Genomic DNA, 17,667 nt, shown 5'->3' on the forward strand with positions numbered 1-17,667 from the left:
GGAGGCGCCACTATGGCTCGTAGTATTAAAAAGGGACCTTTCGTCGATGATCACTTAATGAAAAAAGTGGAAGCTCAAGGCGATAGCGAGAAAAAGCAAGTAATTAAAACATGGTCACGTCGTTCAACAATTTTCCCAAACTTTATTGGGCACACATTTGCTGTATACGATGGACGTAAACATGTACCTGTATATGTAACTGAAGATATGGTTGGACACAAATTAGGTGAATTTGCTCCAACACGTACATTCAAAGGACATGCTGCAGACGATAAGAAAACAAGAAGATAAACAATTTTTAATGAGTAGAGGAGGAAAAACGAATGGAAGCAAAAGCGGTTGCTAGAACGATCAGAATCGCACCTCGTAAAGTAAGATTAGTATTAGACCTAATCCGAGGAAAAGATGTTAGAGAAGCAGTAGCGATTTTAAAATTAACAAACAAAGCTTCTTCTCCAGTAGTAGAAAAATTATTAATGTCCGCTTTAGCTAATGCAGAGCACAACTATGGCATGAACACAGATGAATTAGTTGTTAAAGAAGCATATGCTAACGAAGGACCAACATTAAAACGTTTCCGTCCACGTGCGCAAGGACGTGCAAGCGCAATTAACAAAAGAACAAGCCACATCACAATCGTAGTGAGTGATGGTAAAGAGGAAGCTCAAGAAGCTTAATCAAATATTAAGGAGGGAATACCGTGGGTCAAAAAATTAATCCAATCGGTCTTCGTGTTGGTATTATCCGTGACTGGGAAGCGAAATGGTTCGCAGAGAAAGATTTCGCATCACTTTTACATGAAGATTTAAAAATTCGTAAATTTATTGATAACGCATTAAAAGACGCTTCAGTATCTCACGTTGAGATTGAGCGTGCTGCTAACCGCATCAACATCGCAATTCATACTGGTAAACCAGGTATGGTTATCGGTAAAGGCGGTTCTGAAATCGAAAAACTTCGTAACAAATTAAATCAATTAACTGATAAAAAAGTTCACATCAATGTTATTGAAATCAAGAAAGTTGATCTTGATGCACGTTTAGTTGCTGAAAACATTGCACGTCAATTAGAAAACCGTGCTTCATTCCGTCGTGTTCAAAAACAAGCTATCGGAAGAGCAATGAAATTAGGTGCTAAAGGTATCAAAACTCAAGTTTCAGGTCGTTTAGGCGGTGCAGACATCGCACGTGCTGAACAATACTCAGAAGGAACTGTACCACTTCATACTTTACGTGCAGACATCGATTATGCACATGCAGAAGCTGACACAACTTATGGTAAGTTAGGTGTTAAAGTATGGATTTATCGTGGTGAAGTTCTTCCTACTAAGAAAAATAGTGAAGGAGGAAAATAATTATGTTACTACCAAAGCGTGTAAAATATCGTCGTCAACATCGTCCTGACACTAAGGGTCGTTCAAAAGGCGGTAACTTTGTAACATTCGGTGAGTTTGGTCTTCAAGCAACAACAACTTCATGGATCACATCTCGTCAAATCGAATCAGCTCGTATTGCTATGACACGTTACATGAAACGTGGCGGGAAAGTTTGGATTAAAATCTTCCCTCACACTCCATATACACAAAAACCTTTAGAAGTACGTATGGGTGCTGGTAAAGGTGCGGTTGAAGGCTGGATTGCAGTAGTAAAACCAGGTAGAATTTTATTTGAAGTTGCAGGCGTATCTGAAGAAGTTGCGCGTGAAGCATTACGTTTAGCGAGTCACAAACTTCCAGTTAAAACGAAGTTTGTAAAACGTGAAGAATTGGGTGGTGAAACAAATGAAAGCTAAGGAAATTAGAGACTTAACCACTTCAGAAATCGAAGAGCAAATCAAATCTTCAAAAGAAGAGCTTTTTAACCTACGCTTTCAATTAGCTACAGGTCAATTAGAAGAGACGGCACGCATTAAAACAGTAAGAAAAACAATTGCACGTCTAAAAACTGTTGCACGTGAAAGAGAATTAGAACAAGGTAAAGCAAACCAATAATGATTGAAAGAGGAGGTTACTAAAGTGAGCGAAAGAAATGATCGTAAAGTTTACGTTGGTAAAGTTGTTTCAGATAAAATGGACAAAACAATCACTGTTTTAGTTGAAACATATAAAACACACAAACTATATGGTAAACGTGTAAAATACTCTAAAAAATATAAAACACATGACGAAAACAATACAGCTAAAATCGGAGATATCGTTAGAATCCAAGAAACTCGTCCTTTATCAGCGACAAAACGTTTCCGTTTAGTAGAAATCGTCGAAGAATCAGTAATTATTTAATGACTATTTAAAAGATAAGGGAGGTTTAATCATGATACAACAAGAAACACGCTTAAAAGTAGCAGACAACTCTGGTGCTCGTGAAGTACTTACAATCAAAGTATTAGGTGGATCTGGCCGTAAAACTGCTAACATCGGTGACGTTATTGTAGCTACTGTTAAAAATGCTACACCTGGAGGCGTTGTTAAGAAAGGCGATGTTGTTAAAGCTGTTGTCGTACGTACTAAATCAGGTGTACGTCGTAAAGACGGTTCATACATCAAATTTGATGAAAATGCATGTGTTGTAATTCGTGATGACAAAGGACCACGTGGTACACGTATCTTTGGTCCAGTAGCGCGTGAATTACGTGAAGGAAACTTTATGAAAATCGTTTCCCTTGCACCAGAAGTACTATAATTAATCGTAAATAATAATCATAAATCTTAAGGAGGTGCCCACATGCATATCAAAAAAGGTGACAACGTAATCGTTATCGCAGGTAAAGACAAAGGTAAAACTGGTAAAGTTGTAGCAACTGAACCTAAAAAAGACCGTGTCGTTGTGGAAGGTGTAAACATCGTTAAAAAACACCAAAAACCAACTCAATTTAATCCTGAAGGTGGAATCTTAGAAACTGAAGCAGCAATTCACGTTTCTAATGTACAAATATTAGACCCTAAAACAAACGAACCAACTCGTGTTGGATACAAATTTGTCGATGGTAAAAAAGTAAGAATCGCTAAAAAATCTGGCGAAGAAATCAAGTCTAATTCATAATAGTTGAAAGGAGGATCCACTTTGAACCGTTTAAAAGAAAAATTTAACTCAGAAGTTACTGAAAACTTAGTTAAGAAATTTAACTACAGTTCAGTAATGGAAGTACCAAAAATCGAAAAGATCGTTGTGAACATGGGTGTTGGTGACGCAGTACAAAACTCAAAAGTTTTAGATAACGCTGTTGAGGAATTAACTGCAATCACTGGTCAAAAACCATTAATCACTAAAGCGAAAAAATCAGTTGCAACATTCCGTTTACGTGAAGGTATGCCAATCGGTGCAAAAGTAACTTTACGTGGCGAAAGAATGTATGAATTCCTAGATAAATTAATCTCAGTATCACTTCCACGTGTACGTGACTTCCGTGGTGTTTCTAAAAACGCATTTGACGGTCGCGGTAACTACACTTTAGGTGTTAAAGAACAATTAATCTTCCCTGAGATTGACTACGATAAAGTATCAAAAGTACGTGGTATGGATATCGTTATTGTTACTACTGCTAATACAGACGAAGAAGCGCGCGAATTATTAACTCAATTCGGTATGCCGTTTCAAAAATAATTTCTGAAGGAGGCGAATTAAATGGCTAAAAAATCAATGGTTGCTAAACAACAACGTGAACAAAAGTTCCAAGTTCGTGAATATACACGTTGTGAACAATGTGGTCGCCCACATTCTGTATTTCGTAAATTTAAACTTTGCCGTATTTGTTTCCGTGAATTAGCTTACAAAGGTCAAATTCCTGGCGTACGTAAAGCTAGCTGGTAAAAATTTAACTCTTGAAAGGAGGCAACAAACTATGACATTGTCAGATCCAATTGCAGATATGCTTACTCGTGTAAGAAACGCAAACATGGTGCGTCACGAAAAATTAGAATTACCTGCATCAAATATTAAAAAAGAAATTGCTGAAATCCTTAAAAACGAAGGTTTCATCAAAAATGTAGAATATATCGAAGATGATAAACAAGGTGTTATCCGTTTATTCTTAAAATATGGTTCAAACAACGAGCGTGTTATTACAGGCTTAAAACGTATTTCTAAACCTGGTTTACGTGTATATGCGAAAGCAAACGAAGTACCTAAAGTATTAAATGGTTTAGGTATCGCATTAGTTTCTACTTCTGAAGGTGTAATTACTGATAAAGAAGCAAGAAAACGTAATGTTGGTGGAGAAGTATTAGCATACATTTGGTAAGATATAATAAATAAGGAGGTGCCATAGCATGAGCCGTGTTGGTAAAAAAATTATCGAAATCCCTAGCGACGTTACTGTAACTATCGAAGGTAATACAGTTTCAGTTAAAGGGCCTAAAGGTGAATTATCACGAACTTTAAATGAAGAAATGACTTACAAACAAGAAGAAAACACACTTGAAGTTGTTAGACCATCAGATTCTAAAGAACACAGAACTGTTCATGGTACAACTCGTGCGTTAATCAATAACATGGTACAAGGTGTATCTAAAGGATACGAAAAATCACTTGAACTTATCGGTGTAGGTTACCGTGCTCAAGTACAAGGTAAAAATCTTGTATTAAACGTTGGTTACTCTCACCCAGTTGAAATCGAAGCTGCTGAAGGCATTACTTTCTCAGTAGATAAAAACACAACTGTTAAGGTTGAAGGTATCGATAAAGAATTAGTAGGTGCAACAGCATCTAAAATTCGTGACGTTCGTCCACCAGAACCTTATAAAGGTAAAGGTATTCGTTACCAAGGCGAATATGTTCGTCGTAAAGAAGGTAAAACTGGTAAATAATAAATAAACTCTACAGAAAGGAGTATTGACATGATCAGCAAAATTGATAAAAACAAAGTACGTTTAAAAAGACATGCACGCGTTCGTACGAAATTGTCAGGTACTAGCGAAAAGCCACGTCTAAACGTATATCGTTCAAACAAACACATCTATGCACAAATCATTGATGATACTAAAGGCGTAACTTTAGCACAAGCTTCTACTAAAGACGTTGATGCAGACGCTTCAGCTACAAAAGTTGAATTAGCATCTAAAGTCGGTGAAGCAATTGCTAAAAAAGCAAGCGAAAAAGGAATCGAAGCAGTTGTATTTGATCGTGGAGGATACTTATTCCACGGCCGTGTGAAAGCATTAGCAGATGCAGCTCGTGAAAATGGACTTCAATTTTAATTTAAAAGGAGGGACAATATATAATGGCTCGTAGAGAAGAAGAAGTTAAAGAATTTGAAGAACGCGTAGTTACGATTAACCGTGTTGCTAAAGTAGTAAAAGGTGGTCGTCGTTTCCGTTTTACTGCACTTGTAGTAGTAGGTGACAAAAATGGTCGCGTTGGATTCGGTACTGGTAAAGCACAAGAGGTACCTGAAGCAATCAAAAAAGCAGTTGAAGCAGCGAAGAAAAATCTTATCACTGTAACACGTGTTGATGGTACAACACCACACACAATTACTGGACGTTTTGGTTCAGGAAGTGTTTTAATGAAACCAGCAGCACCTGGTACTGGTGTTATCGCAGGTGGCCCAGTTCGTGCCGTATTAGAACTTGCAGGTATTACTGACATTTTAAGTAAATCTTTAGGTTCAAACACACCAATCAACATGGTGCGCGCAACAATTGATGGTTTACAAAACTTAAAAAATGCTGAAGATGTTGCCCGTTTACGTGGTAAATCAGTAGAAGAACTTTATAATTAAGGAGGGAAACATTTAAATGGCTAAAATACAAATCACCCTCACTCGAAGCGTTATCGGGCGTCCAGAAACACAACGTAAAACAGTTAAAGCTTTAGGTCTAAACAAGATCCATTCTTCTGTTATCGTTGAGGACAACCCAGCAATTCGTGGACAAATCAACAAAGTAAGTCACTTAGTATCAGTAGAAGAAAAATAATTAAGGAGGTGCCAAAATGAAATTACATGAATTAAAACCATCAGAAGGCTCACGTAAAGTACGTAACCGTGTAGGTCGTGGTGCGGCTACAGGTAACGGTAAAACTAGTGGTCGTGGTCAAAAAGGTCAAAAAGCACGTTCAGGTGGTGGCGTAAGACCAGGTTTCGAAGGTGGTCAATTACCATTATTCCGTCGTATTCCTAAACGTGGTTTCACAAACATTAATCGTAAAGAATATGCTATCGTTAACTTAGACCAACTTAACAAATTTGAAGATGGTACTGAGGTAACACCTGAATTATTAATCGAAACAGGCGTAGTTAAAAGTGAAAAATCTGGCATTAAAGTTTTAGGTAATGGTTCATTAGAAAAGAAATTATCTGTCAAAGCGCATAAATTCTCAGCATCAGCTAAGGACGCTATTGAAGCGAAAGGCGGAGCACACGAGGTGATCTAATGTTTCACACGCTTGTGAACTTTTTCAAAACAAAAGAAGTTCGTAACAAGATACTTTTTACTCTTGCAATGTTAGTCATTTTCAAAATAGGTACGTACATCCCAGCACCTGGTGTTAATCCAGAAGCTTTTGATAATCGACAAGGTTCTCAAGGCGTCACTGACTTGTTAAACACGTTTGGTGGCGGAGCCTTGAAGAACTTTTCCATTTTCGCAATGGGAATCATGCCCTACATCACTGCTTCTATCGTAGTACAATTGTTGCAGATGGACATTGTACCGAAGTTTACTGAATGGGCAAAACAAGGTGAAACAGGACGTAAGAAGTTAACTAACTTTACGCGTTATTTTACAATTGTTTTAGCATTTATTCAGTCCATTGGTATGGCGTTTCAGTTCAATAACTATTTGAACGGAACTCTTATTAAAGAGCAAAGTGTAATGTCTTATTTGCTTATTGCAGTAGTGCTTACAGCAGGAACTGCGTTTTTAATGTGGTTGGGTGAACAAATCACACAATATGGTGTGGGTAATGGTATTTCTATCATTATCTTTGCAGGTATTTTATCTACACTTCCATCTGCCTTGATCCAATTCTATCAACAAGAATTTATCGGTCAAGATGATGTGACACTTGCTTGGTTAAAAGTAGGCGGTCTCGTATTAGGTATGATTTTACTTACTGTTGGGGCTGTATATGTTTTACAAGCCATTCGTAAAATACCGATTCAATATGCAAAAAAACAATCCAACATGCGACTTGGTTCACAAGCAACGTACTTACCGTTAAAAGTGAACTCTGCAGGGGTTATTCCAGTTATCTTTTCTATGGCATTCTTCTTATTGCCAAGAACGTTAACATTGATTTTCCCAAAAGCAGATTGGGCACAAAAAGTGGGGAACTATGCAGACCCATCTAATAATATGGGTATGGTTGTCTATGTGATCTTGATCATTGCATTTACTTATTTTTATGCATTTGTCCAAGTTAACCCAGAAAAAATGGCAGAAAATCTTAAGAAGCAAGGCAGTTATGTTCCAGGAATTCGTCCTGGTGAACAAACTAAAAAATATATTACGAAAGTCCTTTATCGCTTAACTTTTGTAGGTTCAATTTTCTTAGCAGTCATTGCAATCTTGCCAATTATTGCGACTAAAGTAATGAACTTACCTCAAGCCATTCAGTTAGGTGGAACAAGCTTACTCATCGTTATCGGTGTAGCGATTGAGACAATGAAAAGCTTAGAAGCACAAGTGAATGAAAAAGAATATAAAGGCTTTGGTAGACGATAATATGTAGGAGGGCACTCATGAACATTATCTTAATGGGATTACCTGGTGCTGGTAAAGGGACTCAAGCGACTGAGATTACCAAAAAGTACCCTATTCCTCATATTTCAACGGGGGATATGTTTAGAAAAGCGATTAAAGATGAAACTGAGCTTGGTAAAGAGGCAAAATCATTTATGGATCGTGGGGAACTCGTACCAGATGAAGTAACAGTAGGTATTGTCAAAGAACGTATCTCTGAAGACGATGCGAAAAAAGGTTTCTTATTAGATGGATTTCCTCGTACGATTGAGCAAGCAGAAGCTTTAAATTCTATTCTAGAAGAACTTGGTAGAACAATTGATGCAGTTGTGAATATCGAAGTGCCAGAAGAGGAATTAATGAATCGTCTTACAGGTCGTCGTATTTGCGAGATTTGTGGCACAACGTATCATCTTGTTTTCAACCCTCCAAAAGTTGAAGGTGTTTGTGATCTTGATGGTGGTAAGCTTTATCAACGTGAAGATGACAACCCAGAAACTGTTGCTAATCGTTTGAAAGTAAACGTAAAACAATCTAAACCTATTTTAGATTTTTACAGCAAACAAGGTGTTCTGAAAAATATTGACGGTTCTAGAAATATTGATGAAGTTACAGCAGACGTCATAAATATTTTGGAATCATTAAAATAATAGCGACTTGGTTATCACTTCTTAAGTCGTTATCTTTAGTATCATAAATGTATTTGATTGTGATAAGGCTTTATAACGATATTTTGAAAGTGAAACGAGCCAAGCGATTATTGAGTTAATATTCAACATCCTTACAACAAAAAGGAGGCGTTATTCCAATGGCAAAACAAGACGTTATCGAACTTGAAGGTACAGTATTAGATACTTTACCAAACGCAATGTTTAAAGTAGAATTAGAAAATGGTCATGAAATTCTAGCACATGTGAGTGGTAAAATTCGAATGAACTATATTCGTATTCTACCTGGCGATAAAGTAACAGTAGAAATGTCTCCGTATGATTTGACACGCGGAAGAATCACATATCGTTATAAATAATTGTCACTCCAACATTGAAGGAGGTTTAAAAATGAAAGTAAGACCATCAGTAAAACCAATTTGCGAAAAATGTAAAGTCATTAAACGTAAAGGTAAAGTAATGGTAATTTGTGAAAATCCTAAGCATAAACAAAAACAAGGTTAATTAAAAGAGAGGTGTAAAATATAATGGCACGTATTGCAGGAATTGATATCCCACGTGATAAACGCGTAGTAATCTCATTAACTTATATCTACGGTATCGGTAAAACTTCAGCACAAAAGATCCTTTCAGAAGCAAACGTTTCAGAAGATACACGTGTTAAAGACTTAACTGATGATGAATTAGGTCGTATCCGTGAAGTTGTTGACGGCTATAAAGTTGAAGGTGACTTACGTCGTGAAACAAACTTAAACATCAAACGTTTGATGGAAATCTCATCATACCGTGGTATCCGCCACCGTCGTGGTTTACCAGTAAATGGTCAAAAAACTAAAAACAATGCGCGTACGCGTAAAGGCCCAGTTAAAACTGTAGCTAACAAGAAAAAATAATAGGTAAAGGAGGCAAATTATACTATGGCACGTAAACAAGTATCACGTAAACGTAGAGTGAAAAAGAATATTGAAAACGGTGTGGCACACATCCGCTCAACATTCAACAATACAATTGTAACTATTACAGATGAATTCGGTAATGCTTTATCATGGTCATCTGCAGGTGCGCTTGGTTTCAAAGGTTCTAAAAAATCTACTCCATTCGCAGCACAAATGGCATCTGAAACAGCTTCAAAAGCAGCAATGGAACATGGTTTAAAATCAGTAGAAGTAACTGTAAAAGGCCCTGGTCCAGGTCGTGAATCAGCGATCCGTGCATTACAATCAGCAGGTTTAGAAGTAACAGCGATTAAAGACGTTACTCCAGTACCACATAATGGTTGCCGTCCACCAAAACGTCGTCGCGTATAATTAAATTTTTGTTTTGTCACAAATCACTTGAATTTAAAGTTTATGCAAGTCGACGTACTTAAGGAGGATATGTAAATGATTGAAATTGAGAAACCTAGAATTGAGACAATTGAAGTTAGTGATGATGCTAAATTCGGTAAGTTCGTTGTTGAACCACTAGAACGTGGTTACGGTACTACACTAGGAAACTCCTTACGTCGTATCCTACTATCATCATTACCAGGTGCGGCTGTTAAATATATCGAAATTGAAGGTGTTTTACACGAATTCTCAGCAATTGATCATGTCGTTGAAGACGTATCAACAATTGTTATGAATATTAAAAAGTTAGCACTTAAAATATATTCAGAAGAAGATAAAACACTTGAAATCGATGTTAAAGAAGAAGGCGAAGTCACTGCAAAAGATATCACACATGACAGTGATGTTGAAATCTTAAACCCAGATCTTAAAATTGCAACAGTAGCGCAAGGTGGTCACCTTAAATTACGTTTAGTTGCAAGTACAGGGCGCGGGTATGCATTAGCTGATCAAAACAACTCAAGTGATCTACCAATCGGTGTTATTCCAGTTGATTCATTGTACTCACCAGTAGAACGTGTGAATTACACAGTGGAAAATACGCGTGTGGGTCAAAGTTCTGACTTTGATAAATTAACATTAGACGTATGGACTGATGGTTCAATCACACCACAAGAGTCTGTTTCATTAGCAGCGAAAATCATGACTGAGCATTTAAATATCTTTGTTGGTTTAACTGATGAAGCACAAAATGCTGAAATTATGATTGAAAAAGAAGAAGATCAAAAAGAAAAAGTATTAGAAATGTCTATCGAAGAATTAGACTTATCTGTACGTTCTTACAACTGTCTTAAACGTGCAGGTATCAACTCTGTACAAGAACTCGCTGATAAATCAGAGGCTGATATGATGAAAGTTCGTAACTTAGGTCGCAAGTCTCTTGAAGAAGTAAAATATAAATTAGAAGACTTAGGTTTAGGTCTAAGAAAAGAAGATTGATAAAGGAGGTTAACTCATGGGTTACAGAAAATTAGGTCGTACTTCAGATCAACGTAAAGCAATGTTACGTGATTTAGCTACATCATTAATCGTAAGTGAGCGCATCGAAACGACTGAAGCACGTGCGAAAGAACTTCGTAGCGTAGTTGAAAAACTGATCACTTTAGGTAAAAAAGGTGACTTGGCTTCTCGTCGTCAAGCAGCAAAAACTTTACGTAATGTTGAAATCTTAAACGAAGATGAAACAACACAAACAGCACTTCAAAAATTATTCGGTGAAATCGCTGAACGTTATGAAGAACGTCAAGGTGGTTACACTCGTATTCTTAAAGTTGCTCCACGTCACGGCGATGGCGCATTAAAAGTAATTATCGAATTAGTTTAATTAATACACTACTACTACATTAAAGCAAATGAGTGCAACGATAATGTTTGCCACATACAAATATTGTCTAGCTCAGAGTACCCCATCCAACTAAATATTGACGACAAAGCGTGAACTCAATGAGGATGGGGTGCGCGCTTTTTTAGTGTAATCGGTCGTAAATCAAGATGACATCGCCAAATCTTATTGAATCACATCCAGATTCTTTACACGTATGTGTCGCTGAATGGTGCACTCATAATACTTAGCGATTCATTTTAACATCGAATAAACCAAGCAGAAGTTGTTCATGCTTGGTTTATAACTGCGCCATGTACTATCAACGATAAAAATGAGTAAACGATGCTTTATGCATGTGAACTCAATTTTTTATAAAAACGCATCATCTCTGCGAAGAGCGGAACTACGAAATCCATTCGATTTCTGTTCCGCTCTTTATTTATATGGCTTGATACATATACAAATCATGTCTTTTTTTGTAAAATAAGCGTATTAGTACAAATGGAGGGACGCTGAATGAAAGACGAAAACCTGATTGAATTTGAACATGTATCATTTCAATACGACGAACAACAACCGCGTGTTTTGAATGATGTTCAATTTAAAGTTAAAAAAGGTGATTGGGTTTCGATTGTCGGTCACAATGGCTCAGGAAAATCTACTTTAGCGAAACTTCTAACAGGCATCGAGCAAGATTTTACTGGAGATATAAAGGTCAATGGCATCTCGATTAAAGGCAAAGATCGGCCAGCTTTTGACCATCATATTGGAATCGTATTTCAAAATCCTGAAAATCAGTTTGTTGGCTCAACTGTGAAATATGACGTTGCTTTCGGCTTAGAAAATAAAAATGTTTCTTATGATAAGATGCATCAAATTGTGCCAGCTGTTTTGAAAGACGTCGATATGTATGACAAGCAAAATCATGAGCCGACCGCATTGTCAGGGGGACAAAAACAACGTGTTGCGATTGCGGGTGTCCTTGCATTAGAGCCACAATTAATTATTTTAGATGAGGCGACAGCCATGTTGGATCCAGAAGGAAAGCGTGACATACTTGCCATGGTCAAACACTTGAACGAAACAAAAGGGGTGACAGTGATTGCGATTACGCATGACCTTTCTGAAGTTGTCAGCTCAGATCAAGTAATCGTGATGAACCAAGGTGAAGTTTATTTAAATGGTTCAGTAGATTCGATATTTAAACACGGGCAGTCATTAGTGACACTTGGCTTAGACTTGCCATTTGAAATGCGTGTCGCGAATCTATTAAATATGGAACCAGGTTTTATGACTTATGAAGGATTATTGGAGCGTTTAATATGATTAAATTTGAAGAAGTTTCATACACGTATCAGAAAAAGACGCCGTATGAATATCAAGCACTCAATCAAATATCAACTGAATTTTCACCTGGGCGTTATTATGCCATTATTGGAAAAACAGGCTCAGGGAAATCAACTTTAATTCAACATTTCAATGGGCTCTTAAAACCTACACAAGGCCATATGCAAGTATTAGACGTCGCCATCAATCCAAAGACAAAAGATAAAAAATTAAAGTCAATTAGAAAACGAATTGGGATGGTGTTTCAATTTCCTGAGTCACAACTTTTTGAAGAGACAGTCGAAAAGGAAGTACTATTTGGTCCTCAAAACTACGGACTGGATATTGAAGCAGCGCGTGCCAAAGCGATGCGCTTATTAACAGAGTTAGGTTTTGATGCAGAAGCCACAATGAAGCAATCTCCTTTCTTACTGTCAGGCGGTCAAATGAGAAAAGTCGCACTCACTGCAATTCTCACGATGGATCCTGATATTTTAATTTTAGATGAACCTACAGCAGGATTAGATCCACGCAGTCGAGAACAGGTTATGCAGTTATTTAAAAAATTGCAACTGGAACAGCATAAAACGGTCATTTTAGTGACACATGATATGAATGATGTGGCACGATTTGCTGACGAAGTTAAAATAATGCAAAAAGGGAGCCTTATTGAATCGACGACACCACAACAATTTTTTTCACGTACTGAAGACGTTCAAGCTTTGCACCTTTGTTTGCCTGATATCGTGCGTTTACAAAGAGATATTGAAGCGCGCTTAGGGATTCAATTTGAACAGCTTGCAATGACAGAAGAGGCGTTTGCTACGATGTTCAAAGAATGGAGGCAACGTCATGAAAGATAAATTGATTATTGGACGTTACTTACCATTAGACACTTTCGTTCATCGCTTAGACCCACGTGGTAAATTCATCTTTGTATTTTTATTTATTATTGTTATTTTTTTGAGTCACCATCCGTATAGTTATTTGTGGCTTGCTTTCATATTGTTAATGATTTTAAAAGCCGCACGTATTCCACTGGGGTTTCTTTTAAAAGGGTTACTTCCAATTTTTATCTTTTTACTATTAACACTAGTGATGCATCTGTTTTTAACGAAAGGCGGAACACGATTATTTGAATGGGGCATTCTGTCTATTGATTCTAATGGAATTAGAGAAGGGATTTTAATTGTACTGCGCCTTGCTTACATTATGATTATTTCAACACTACTTACTTTGACGACAAGTCCTCTAAACCTTACAGAAGCTTTTGATCGTTTATTTAAACCGTTGAAATATATCAAAGTCCCTGTAGCTGCGTTAAGTATGATGATGTCTATTGCACTACGATTTATTCCTACTTTGATGGAAGAATTAGATAAAATTGTGTTATCACAAAAATCTCGGGGCTCAGATATTAGTTCTGGCTCCATTGTGGCACGTATTAAGGCGTTTATCCCTTTAATGATTCCATTGTTTATTTCTGCCTTTCAACGTGCAGAAGAATTGGCTATCGCTATGGAAGTGAGAGGCTATGATGCAAATCAGCAGAGAACAAGTTATCGTGTACTAGAATGGCACGTTAAAGATACGCTTGCCTTACTAAGTATCATTCCAATTGCAGTCATTTCGATATGGTTAGGCCATCATTTTTAGATTGAGAAAAGGAGAATTTTATGCAACGTGTGTTAGTGAAAATCAGTTATAATGGGGCACAATTTTTAGGCTTTCAAATTCAAAACCAAGGTCGTACAGTGCAAGGCTATTTTGAAAAAATATTGAAACGCATGCATCAAAAGCCTGTTCGAATTCACCCTACAAGTCGCACAGATCGTGGTGTTCATGCAAAAGAACAGTATTTCCATTTCGATACGGATTTGAATATTACGCCTAATAAGTGGCAACATGCCATGAATAGTGCGTTACCAGATGATATTTATGTTCATGAAGTCTCTTTAATCGATTCAGATTTTCACTGTCGTTATGATTGTGTAGGTAAACGCTATCGATACGCTATTTATCAAGATACACATCGCAATCCATTTCTCGCGCATTTGAAAACGCTCGAGGCCCATGCACTTAATATTGAAGCGATGCAAGCAGCTGCACGTCATTTTATTGGAACGCATGATTTTACTAGTTTCTGTTCTCAAAAGACTGAAGTTGAAAGTAAAACACGTACGATTTATGAAAGTCGCATTGAAGTCACTGAAGATGGCTTAGATTTTATTATTACAGGGTCAGGTTTTTTATATAATATGGTACGTGTCATTATGGCTTACTTACTTGAAGTCGGAAAAGGTAAGCGACAAGGTGAGGATATTCCACATATTCTTAAAATGAAAGATCGAACGCTTGTACCACATACAGCACCGGCAGAAGGTCTCTATTTAGAAAAGGTATATTTATCGCCAGAACAGCTCAAAAAAGACTTTGGTGAAACAATTAATATTCATACGAAAAAATCGTCACAAATTTAATGAAATACATTGACATTAAGGCGTAAAACTTATAAGATAGTTAACGGTATTGTTTTATATCACCCCACGATAAGCCCCGGAAACTTATTGTGTTACAAAGATATATAAGCAGGAAAGAACAACAGTTAACGGAATAAATATCTCGCTCTAGGTTGTGCTGTCACAACCAGCTGAAAGACAAATAGGAAAGATTTATTCACTAGGAGGACAATATTATGCGTCAAACATTTATGGCAAATGAATCAAACATTGAGCGCAAATGGTATGTTGTTGATGCTGAAGGACAAACTTTAGGACGTTTAGCTTCAGAAGTCGCAGCTATCTTACGCGGTAAAAATAAAGTCACTTACACACCACACGTTGACAGTGGTGATTACGTTATCATCATTAACGCTTCAAAAATCGAATTTACTGGTAAAAAAGAAAGCGATAAAATTTACTACCGTCACTCAAATCACCCAGGTGGTTTAAAATCAATCACTGCTGGTGAATTAAGACGTACAAACCCAGAACGTTTATTAGAAAACGCAATTAAAGGGATGTTACCAAGTTCACGTTTAGGTGAAAAACAAGGTAAAAAATTATTCGTTTATGGTGGCGCTGAACATCCACACGCTGCACAACAACCAGAAAACTACGAGTTACGTGGTTAATTAGAAGGAGGAAATTACATTGGCACAAGTTGAATATAAAGGCACAGGCCGTCGTAAAAACTCAGTAGCACGTGTACGTTTAGTACCAGGTGAAGGTAACATCAAAGTGAACGATCGCGATGTACGCGACTACTTACCATTCGAATCATTAATCTTAGACTTAAACCAACCATTTGATGTAACAGAAACTAAAGGTAACTATGACGTTTTAGTAAATGTACACGGTGGCGGTTTCACTGGTCAAGCACAAGCAATCCGTCACGGTATTGCACGTGCATTATTAGAAGCAGATCCTGAATACAGAGGTTCTTTAAAACGTGCTGGATTACTTACTCGTGACCCACGTATGAAAGAACGTAAAAAACCAGGTCTTAAAAAAGCACGTCGTTCACCACAATTCTCAAAACGTTAATATCGTTGTTATATCAACATTTACAGCACTTTCCAACTTTTGTTGGAGAGTGCTTTTTGTATTTTTATTGGAATATTTAGTTATCATTTCGATATCTAGAAAAGAATTATTTTGTTTAGTAAAATATGCGAAGTTCAACCTAATGTAACTATGTCAATTGATATTTTTTACTCTATAATTTATTCATAAAGATGGTATAGCTGCAAATGTTAATCGATTGATATTTGATTGAATGATATAATGAAATCAATAATATGCATGATTGAGAGGTTTAAATATGACTATTAGTAATTATCTACATTTCTTACAAACTGAGGTTGAGGGGCAACTGTTAGATAGAAAGAGAGCATCAATAAGCCCTAAAGATGTTGCTCAGCATATCTGTGCGTTTGCGAATGCGGAAGGTGGCAAATTAGTGATTGGTATTGAGGACAATGGAGAGATCTCAGGTTTTAATCATGCAAAAGCAAAAAAGAAAGAATTATATATAGAAGCACCATTTGAACATTTATACAGAATACCTAAATATACATATGAATTAATAGACGTGAAAAAACTTGATGGAACCCTAGATCAAATTTTGGTTTTTGATATTGAACCTAGTTATGATGCTATTATCACTTTAAAGGATGATTCAGTTTATTTAAGAATTAACGATAAGAGTAGAAAACTCACACATAACCAAATTACAAATTTAGAGTACGATCGTGGTGCACGTCGCTTTGAAGAAGAATTAGTGGAGTACTCGAGTTTTGAAGATGTGGATGAAAATCTAGTAAATGAATTTAAACAATTACTTAATACAAATGTAGAAAACGAAAAACTATTAAAAGCTAGGGGCTTCATGCGTGAAGGTAAATTGACAGTAGCTGGTTTGTTATTATTTAGTAATAATATCAATGTTTACTTACCCAGTGCTAGAATTCGATTTATGAGATATGAAGGTACTAAAGAAGAGACAGGTGCTCGACTTAATGTAGTTAAAGATATTACTTTTGAAAAAGCCTTACCGATAGCAATCAGAGAAGCAAGAGCTTTTATCAATACTCAATTACGAGAATACACCTTTCTAGGAAAAGAAGGCAAATTTGTCACGCTACCTGAATATCCTGAATTTGCGTGGTTTGAGGGGATGATTAATGCGATTATACATCGTAGATATGATAATCAAGGTGATCATATTAGAATAAAAATGTTTGATGATAGATTAGAAATTAGTAGCCCAGGTGCACTTCCTGCTTCTGTTACTTTAGAAAATATTAAAGAAGAAAGGTATTCACGAAATCCTAAATTAGCCGCTGCATTAACTCAATATAAGTGGGTTAGAGAATCAAATGAAGGTGTTGGACGTATATTTGATGAAATGAAAGACTATTTTCTAGATGATCCTGTTTATTCAGAGCCCAATAATAGTTCAGTTCAGCTGACTTTGAAGAATAATATTGTTGCTAGGAAAGAAAGAGAAACAGGTCGAGTAAGCAATATAATCACGCCTGAGTTATTTGATAGCTTAAATGAGCAACAAGAATTAATTGTGAGACATTTATATAACCAAGGAGAATTAACAGCTTCGAAAATTGCTGCGATAATTCAAAGATCTGTTCCTACAGCAAGAAAAAGGTTAAAAGAATTAGAAGAAATGAATGTCATATCTACGCATGGATCAAGTAAAAATGATCCGAAAAGAACGTATTACTTATTAGATTGATAAATAATTTGTAAACTTTCGAGTAACTCA

31 protein-coding genes are annotated in these 17,667 nt (G+C 36.6%); all 31 read left to right on the forward strand.

The annotated features are described in order from the left end of the window. Window positions 1–12: 12 nt before the first annotated feature. The 31 genes from rpsS to CD118_RS04100 all read left to right on the forward strand — a co-directional run bounded on the left by rpsS (window position 13) and on the right by CD118_RS04100 (window position 17,637). On the forward strand, window positions 13–291 hold the full coding sequence (gene rpsS, locus CD118_RS03950) for a 30S ribosomal protein S19 (RefSeq protein WP_014613216.1): 279 nt from the start codon (window positions 13–15) through the stop codon (window positions 289–291). A gap of 32 nt (window positions 292–323) precedes the next feature. Next, the gene (rplV, locus tag CD118_RS03955; protein WP_016426354.1) at window positions 324–677 is read left to right on the forward strand and encodes a 50S ribosomal protein L22; all 354 of its coding nucleotides are present in this window, start codon (window positions 324–326) and stop codon (window positions 675–677) included. Window positions 678–700: 23 nt separating this feature from the next. Then, window positions 701–1,354 (forward strand): 30S ribosomal protein S3, encoded by a 654-nt coding sequence (rpsC, locus tag CD118_RS03960; protein ID WP_016426355.1) that lies wholly within the window; start codon window positions 701–703, stop codon window positions 1,352–1,354. A gap of 2 nt (window positions 1,355–1,356) precedes the next feature. Further along, the gene (gene rplP / locus CD118_RS03965; RefSeq protein WP_016426356.1) at window positions 1,357–1,791 is read left to right on the forward strand and encodes a 50S ribosomal protein L16; all 435 of its coding nucleotides are present in this window, start codon (window positions 1,357–1,359) and stop codon (window positions 1,789–1,791) included. Beyond that, window positions 1,781–1,990, forward strand: coding sequence for a 50S ribosomal protein L29 (gene rpmC / locus CD118_RS03970; protein ID WP_014613220.1), 210 nt, complete (start codon window positions 1,781–1,783; stop codon window positions 1,988–1,990). The genes rplP and rpmC overlap by 11 nt, the downstream gene beginning before the upstream one ends. A 24-nt stretch (window positions 1,991–2,014) precedes the next feature. Beyond that, window positions 2,015–2,278, forward strand: coding sequence for a 30S ribosomal protein S17 (gene rpsQ, locus CD118_RS03975; protein WP_016426357.1), 264 nt, complete (start codon window positions 2,015–2,017; stop codon window positions 2,276–2,278). A gap of 31 nt (window positions 2,279–2,309) precedes the next feature. Then, window positions 2,310–2,678 carry a 50S ribosomal protein L14 gene (gene rplN, locus CD118_RS03980; protein ID WP_016426358.1) on the forward strand — a complete coding sequence of 123 codons (369 nt, stop codon included), beginning with the start codon at window positions 2,310–2,312 and terminating at the stop codon, window positions 2,676–2,678. Between the two features lie 42 nt (window positions 2,679–2,720). Then, window positions 2,721–3,038 (forward strand): 50S ribosomal protein L24, encoded by a 318-nt coding sequence (gene rplX, locus CD118_RS03985; RefSeq protein ID WP_016426359.1) that lies wholly within the window; start codon window positions 2,721–2,723, stop codon window positions 3,036–3,038. 21 nt (window positions 3,039–3,059) lie between these two features. Continuing rightward, window positions 3,060–3,599: a 50S ribosomal protein L5 gene (gene rplE / locus CD118_RS03990; protein ID WP_016426360.1), complete on the forward strand. Its 540-nt coding sequence runs from the start codon at window positions 3,060–3,062 to the stop codon at window positions 3,597–3,599. Between the two features lie 21 nt (window positions 3,600–3,620). Further along, window positions 3,621–3,806 (forward strand): type Z 30S ribosomal protein S14, encoded by a 186-nt coding sequence (locus CD118_RS03995; protein WP_016426361.1) that lies wholly within the window; start codon window positions 3,621–3,623, stop codon window positions 3,804–3,806. Window positions 3,807–3,837: 31 nt separating this feature from the next. Then, on the forward strand, window positions 3,838–4,236 hold the full coding sequence (gene rpsH / locus CD118_RS04000; RefSeq protein WP_014613226.1) for a 30S ribosomal protein S8: 399 nt from the start codon (window positions 3,838–3,840) through the stop codon (window positions 4,234–4,236). A gap of 28 nt (window positions 4,237–4,264) precedes the next feature. After that, window positions 4,265–4,801, forward strand: a complete 537-nt coding sequence (gene rplF / locus CD118_RS04005; RefSeq protein ID WP_016426362.1) for a 50S ribosomal protein L6 — start codon at window positions 4,265–4,267, stop codon at window positions 4,799–4,801. Window positions 4,802–4,831: 30 nt separating this feature from the next. Further along, window positions 4,832–5,191 (forward strand): 50S ribosomal protein L18, encoded by a 360-nt coding sequence (gene rplR / locus CD118_RS04010; protein ID WP_050330246.1) that lies wholly within the window; start codon window positions 4,832–4,834, stop codon window positions 5,189–5,191. Between the two features lie 23 nt (window positions 5,192–5,214). Next, a complete protein-coding gene (gene rpsE, locus CD118_RS04015; protein ID WP_016426364.1) occupies window positions 5,215–5,715 on the forward strand; it encodes a 30S ribosomal protein S5 in 501 nt (166 codons plus the stop codon). A 16-nt stretch (window positions 5,716–5,731) separates the two neighbouring features. Then, the gene (gene rpmD, locus CD118_RS04020) at window positions 5,732–5,911 is read left to right on the forward strand and encodes a 50S ribosomal protein L30 (RefSeq protein WP_050330247.1); all 180 of its coding nucleotides are present in this window, start codon (window positions 5,732–5,734) and stop codon (window positions 5,909–5,911) included. Window positions 5,912–5,927: 16 nt separating this feature from the next. Continuing rightward, window positions 5,928–6,368: a 50S ribosomal protein L15 gene (rplO, locus tag CD118_RS04025; RefSeq protein WP_016426366.1), complete on the forward strand. Its 441-nt coding sequence runs from the start codon at window positions 5,928–5,930 to the stop codon at window positions 6,366–6,368. After that, entirely contained in the window at window positions 6,368–7,660 is a 1,293-nt protein-coding gene (gene secY / locus CD118_RS04030) for a preprotein translocase subunit SecY (RefSeq protein ID WP_016426367.1), read from the forward strand. The genes rplO and secY overlap by 1 nt, the downstream gene beginning before the upstream one ends. Window positions 7,661–7,677: 17 nt before the next feature. Then, the gene (locus CD118_RS04035; RefSeq protein ID WP_016426368.1) at window positions 7,678–8,328 is read left to right on the forward strand and encodes an adenylate kinase; all 651 of its coding nucleotides are present in this window, start codon (window positions 7,678–7,680) and stop codon (window positions 8,326–8,328) included. Between the two features lie 158 nt (window positions 8,329–8,486). Continuing rightward, window positions 8,487–8,705 (forward strand): translation initiation factor IF-1, encoded by a 219-nt coding sequence (infA, locus tag CD118_RS04040; RefSeq protein ID WP_001118443.1) that lies wholly within the window; start codon window positions 8,487–8,489, stop codon window positions 8,703–8,705. A gap of 31 nt (window positions 8,706–8,736) precedes the next feature. After that, window positions 8,737–8,850 carry a 50S ribosomal protein L36 gene (gene rpmJ / locus CD118_RS04045; RefSeq protein ID WP_002509257.1) on the forward strand — a complete coding sequence of 38 codons (114 nt, stop codon included), beginning with the start codon at window positions 8,737–8,739 and terminating at the stop codon, window positions 8,848–8,850. A gap of 23 nt (window positions 8,851–8,873) precedes the next feature. Further along, window positions 8,874–9,239: a 30S ribosomal protein S13 gene (rpsM, locus tag CD118_RS04050; protein WP_014613234.1), complete on the forward strand. Its 366-nt coding sequence runs from the start codon at window positions 8,874–8,876 to the stop codon at window positions 9,237–9,239. A 24-nt stretch (window positions 9,240–9,263) separates the two neighbouring features. Further along, window positions 9,264–9,653, forward strand: a complete 390-nt coding sequence (rpsK, locus tag CD118_RS04055; RefSeq protein ID WP_014613235.1) for a 30S ribosomal protein S11 — start codon at window positions 9,264–9,266, stop codon at window positions 9,651–9,653. Window positions 9,654–9,728: 75 nt separating this feature from the next. Beyond that, window positions 9,729–10,673, forward strand: coding sequence for a DNA-directed RNA polymerase subunit alpha (locus CD118_RS04060; RefSeq protein WP_016426369.1), 945 nt, complete (start codon window positions 9,729–9,731; stop codon window positions 10,671–10,673). 16 nt (window positions 10,674–10,689) lie between these two features. Continuing rightward, window positions 10,690–11,058 (forward strand): 50S ribosomal protein L17, encoded by a 369-nt coding sequence (gene rplQ / locus CD118_RS04065; RefSeq protein ID WP_016426370.1) that lies wholly within the window; start codon window positions 10,690–10,692, stop codon window positions 11,056–11,058. A 516-nt stretch (window positions 11,059–11,574) separates the two neighbouring features. After that, window positions 11,575–12,384, forward strand: a complete 810-nt coding sequence (locus CD118_RS04070) for an energy-coupling factor transporter ATPase (RefSeq protein ID WP_060829549.1) — start codon at window positions 11,575–11,577, stop codon at window positions 12,382–12,384. Beyond that, window positions 12,381–13,247: an energy-coupling factor transporter ATPase gene (locus tag CD118_RS04075; RefSeq protein WP_060829550.1), complete on the forward strand. Its 867-nt coding sequence runs from the start codon at window positions 12,381–12,383 to the stop codon at window positions 13,245–13,247. Before CD118_RS04070 ends, CD118_RS04075 begins: the two co-directional genes overlap by 4 nt. Beyond that, entirely contained in the window at window positions 13,237–14,040 is an 804-nt protein-coding gene (locus CD118_RS04080; protein ID WP_050330271.1) for an energy-coupling factor transporter transmembrane component T family protein, read from the forward strand. The genes CD118_RS04075 and CD118_RS04080 overlap by 11 nt, the downstream gene beginning before the upstream one ends. Window positions 14,041–14,060: 20 nt before the next feature. Next, window positions 14,061–14,864 carry a tRNA pseudouridine(38-40) synthase TruA gene (gene truA / locus CD118_RS04085; RefSeq protein WP_060829551.1) on the forward strand — a complete coding sequence of 268 codons (804 nt, stop codon included), beginning with the start codon at window positions 14,061–14,063 and terminating at the stop codon, window positions 14,862–14,864. Window positions 14,865–15,079: 215 nt separating this feature from the next. Further along, window positions 15,080–15,517, forward strand: a complete 438-nt coding sequence (gene rplM, locus CD118_RS04090; RefSeq protein WP_016426375.1) for a 50S ribosomal protein L13 — start codon at window positions 15,080–15,082, stop codon at window positions 15,515–15,517. A 19-nt stretch (window positions 15,518–15,536) separates the two neighbouring features. After that, complete coding sequence (gene rpsI / locus CD118_RS04095) at window positions 15,537–15,929, forward strand: 30S ribosomal protein S9 (protein ID WP_016426376.1); 393 nt, start codon at window positions 15,537–15,539, stop codon at window positions 15,927–15,929. Window positions 15,930–16,206: 277 nt separating this feature from the next. Further along, window positions 16,207–17,637: an ATP-binding protein gene (locus CD118_RS04100; protein WP_060829552.1), complete on the forward strand. Its 1,431-nt coding sequence runs from the start codon at window positions 16,207–16,209 to the stop codon at window positions 17,635–17,637. The last annotated feature ends 30 nt before the right edge of the window (window positions 17,638–17,667 follow it).

Origin of the sequence: Staphylococcus coagulans, from assembly GCF_002901995.1 — a bacterium.
GTDB lineage: Bacteria > Bacillota > Bacilli > Staphylococcales > Staphylococcaceae > Staphylococcus > Staphylococcus coagulans.

Bases quoted from the DNA above. Each gene is read 5' to 3' on its own strand.
- CD118_RS04100 (WP_060829552.1), top strand. From the start codon at position 16,207: ATGACTATTAGTAATTATCTACATTTCTTACAAACTGAGGTTGAGGGG.
- rplQ (WP_016426370.1), top strand. From the start codon at position 10,690: ATGGGTTACAGAAAATTAGGTCGTACTTCAGATCAACGTAAAGCAATG.
- rplN (WP_016426358.1), top strand. From the start codon at position 2,310: ATGATACAACAAGAAACACGCTTAAAAGTAGCAGACAACTCTGGTGCT.
- rplP (WP_016426356.1), top strand. From the start codon at position 1,357: ATGTTACTACCAAAGCGTGTAAAATATCGTCGTCAACATCGTCCTGAC.
- rpmC (WP_014613220.1), top strand. From the start codon at position 1,781: ATGAAAGCTAAGGAAATTAGAGACTTAACCACTTCAGAAATCGAAGAG.
- CD118_RS04070 (WP_060829549.1), top strand. From the start codon at position 11,575: ATGAAAGACGAAAACCTGATTGAATTTGAACATGTATCATTTCAATAC.
- secY (WP_016426367.1), top strand. From the start codon at position 6,368: ATGTTTCACACGCTTGTGAACTTTTTCAAAACAAAAGAAGTTCGTAAC.
- infA (WP_001118443.1), top strand. From the start codon at position 8,487: ATGGCAAAACAAGACGTTATCGAACTTGAAGGTACAGTATTAGATACT.
- CD118_RS04075 (WP_060829550.1), top strand. From the start codon at position 12,381: ATGATTAAATTTGAAGAAGTTTCATACACGTATCAGAAAAAGACGCCG.
- CD118_RS04035 (WP_016426368.1), top strand. From the start codon at position 7,678: ATGAACATTATCTTAATGGGATTACCTGGTGCTGGTAAAGGGACTCAA.
- rplF (WP_016426362.1), top strand. From the start codon at position 4,265: ATGAGCCGTGTTGGTAAAAAAATTATCGAAATCCCTAGCGACGTTACT.
- rpmD (WP_050330247.1), top strand. From the start codon at position 5,732: ATGGCTAAAATACAAATCACCCTCACTCGAAGCGTTATCGGGCGTCCA.
- rplR (WP_050330246.1), top strand. From the start codon at position 4,832: ATGATCAGCAAAATTGATAAAAACAAAGTACGTTTAAAAAGACATGCA.
- CD118_RS03995 (WP_016426361.1), top strand. From the start codon at position 3,621: ATGGCTAAAAAATCAATGGTTGCTAAACAACAACGTGAACAAAAGTTC.
- rplM (WP_016426375.1), top strand. From the start codon at position 15,080: ATGCGTCAAACATTTATGGCAAATGAATCAAACATTGAGCGCAAATGG.
- rplV (WP_016426354.1), top strand. From the start codon at position 324: ATGGAAGCAAAAGCGGTTGCTAGAACGATCAGAATCGCACCTCGTAAA.
- rpsM (WP_014613234.1), top strand. From the start codon at position 8,874: ATGGCACGTATTGCAGGAATTGATATCCCACGTGATAAACGCGTAGTA.
- rpmJ (WP_002509257.1), top strand. From the start codon at position 8,737: ATGAAAGTAAGACCATCAGTAAAACCAATTTGCGAAAAATGTAAAGTC.
- CD118_RS04060 (WP_016426369.1), top strand. From the start codon at position 9,729: ATGATTGAAATTGAGAAACCTAGAATTGAGACAATTGAAGTTAGTGAT.
- rpsE (WP_016426364.1), top strand. From the start codon at position 5,215: ATGGCTCGTAGAGAAGAAGAAGTTAAAGAATTTGAAGAACGCGTAGTT.
- rpsH (WP_014613226.1), top strand. From the start codon at position 3,838: ATGACATTGTCAGATCCAATTGCAGATATGCTTACTCGTGTAAGAAAC.
- rpsK (WP_014613235.1), top strand. From the start codon at position 9,264: ATGGCACGTAAACAAGTATCACGTAAACGTAGAGTGAAAAAGAATATT.
- rplX (WP_016426359.1), top strand. From the start codon at position 2,721: ATGCATATCAAAAAAGGTGACAACGTAATCGTTATCGCAGGTAAAGAC.
- rpsS (WP_014613216.1), top strand. From the start codon at position 13: ATGGCTCGTAGTATTAAAAAGGGACCTTTCGTCGATGATCACTTAATG.
- CD118_RS04080 (WP_050330271.1), top strand. From the start codon at position 13,237: ATGAAAGATAAATTGATTATTGGACGTTACTTACCATTAGACACTTTC.
- rplO (WP_016426366.1), top strand. From the start codon at position 5,928: ATGAAATTACATGAATTAAAACCATCAGAAGGCTCACGTAAAGTACGT.
- truA (WP_060829551.1), top strand. From the start codon at position 14,061: ATGCAACGTGTGTTAGTGAAAATCAGTTATAATGGGGCACAATTTTTA.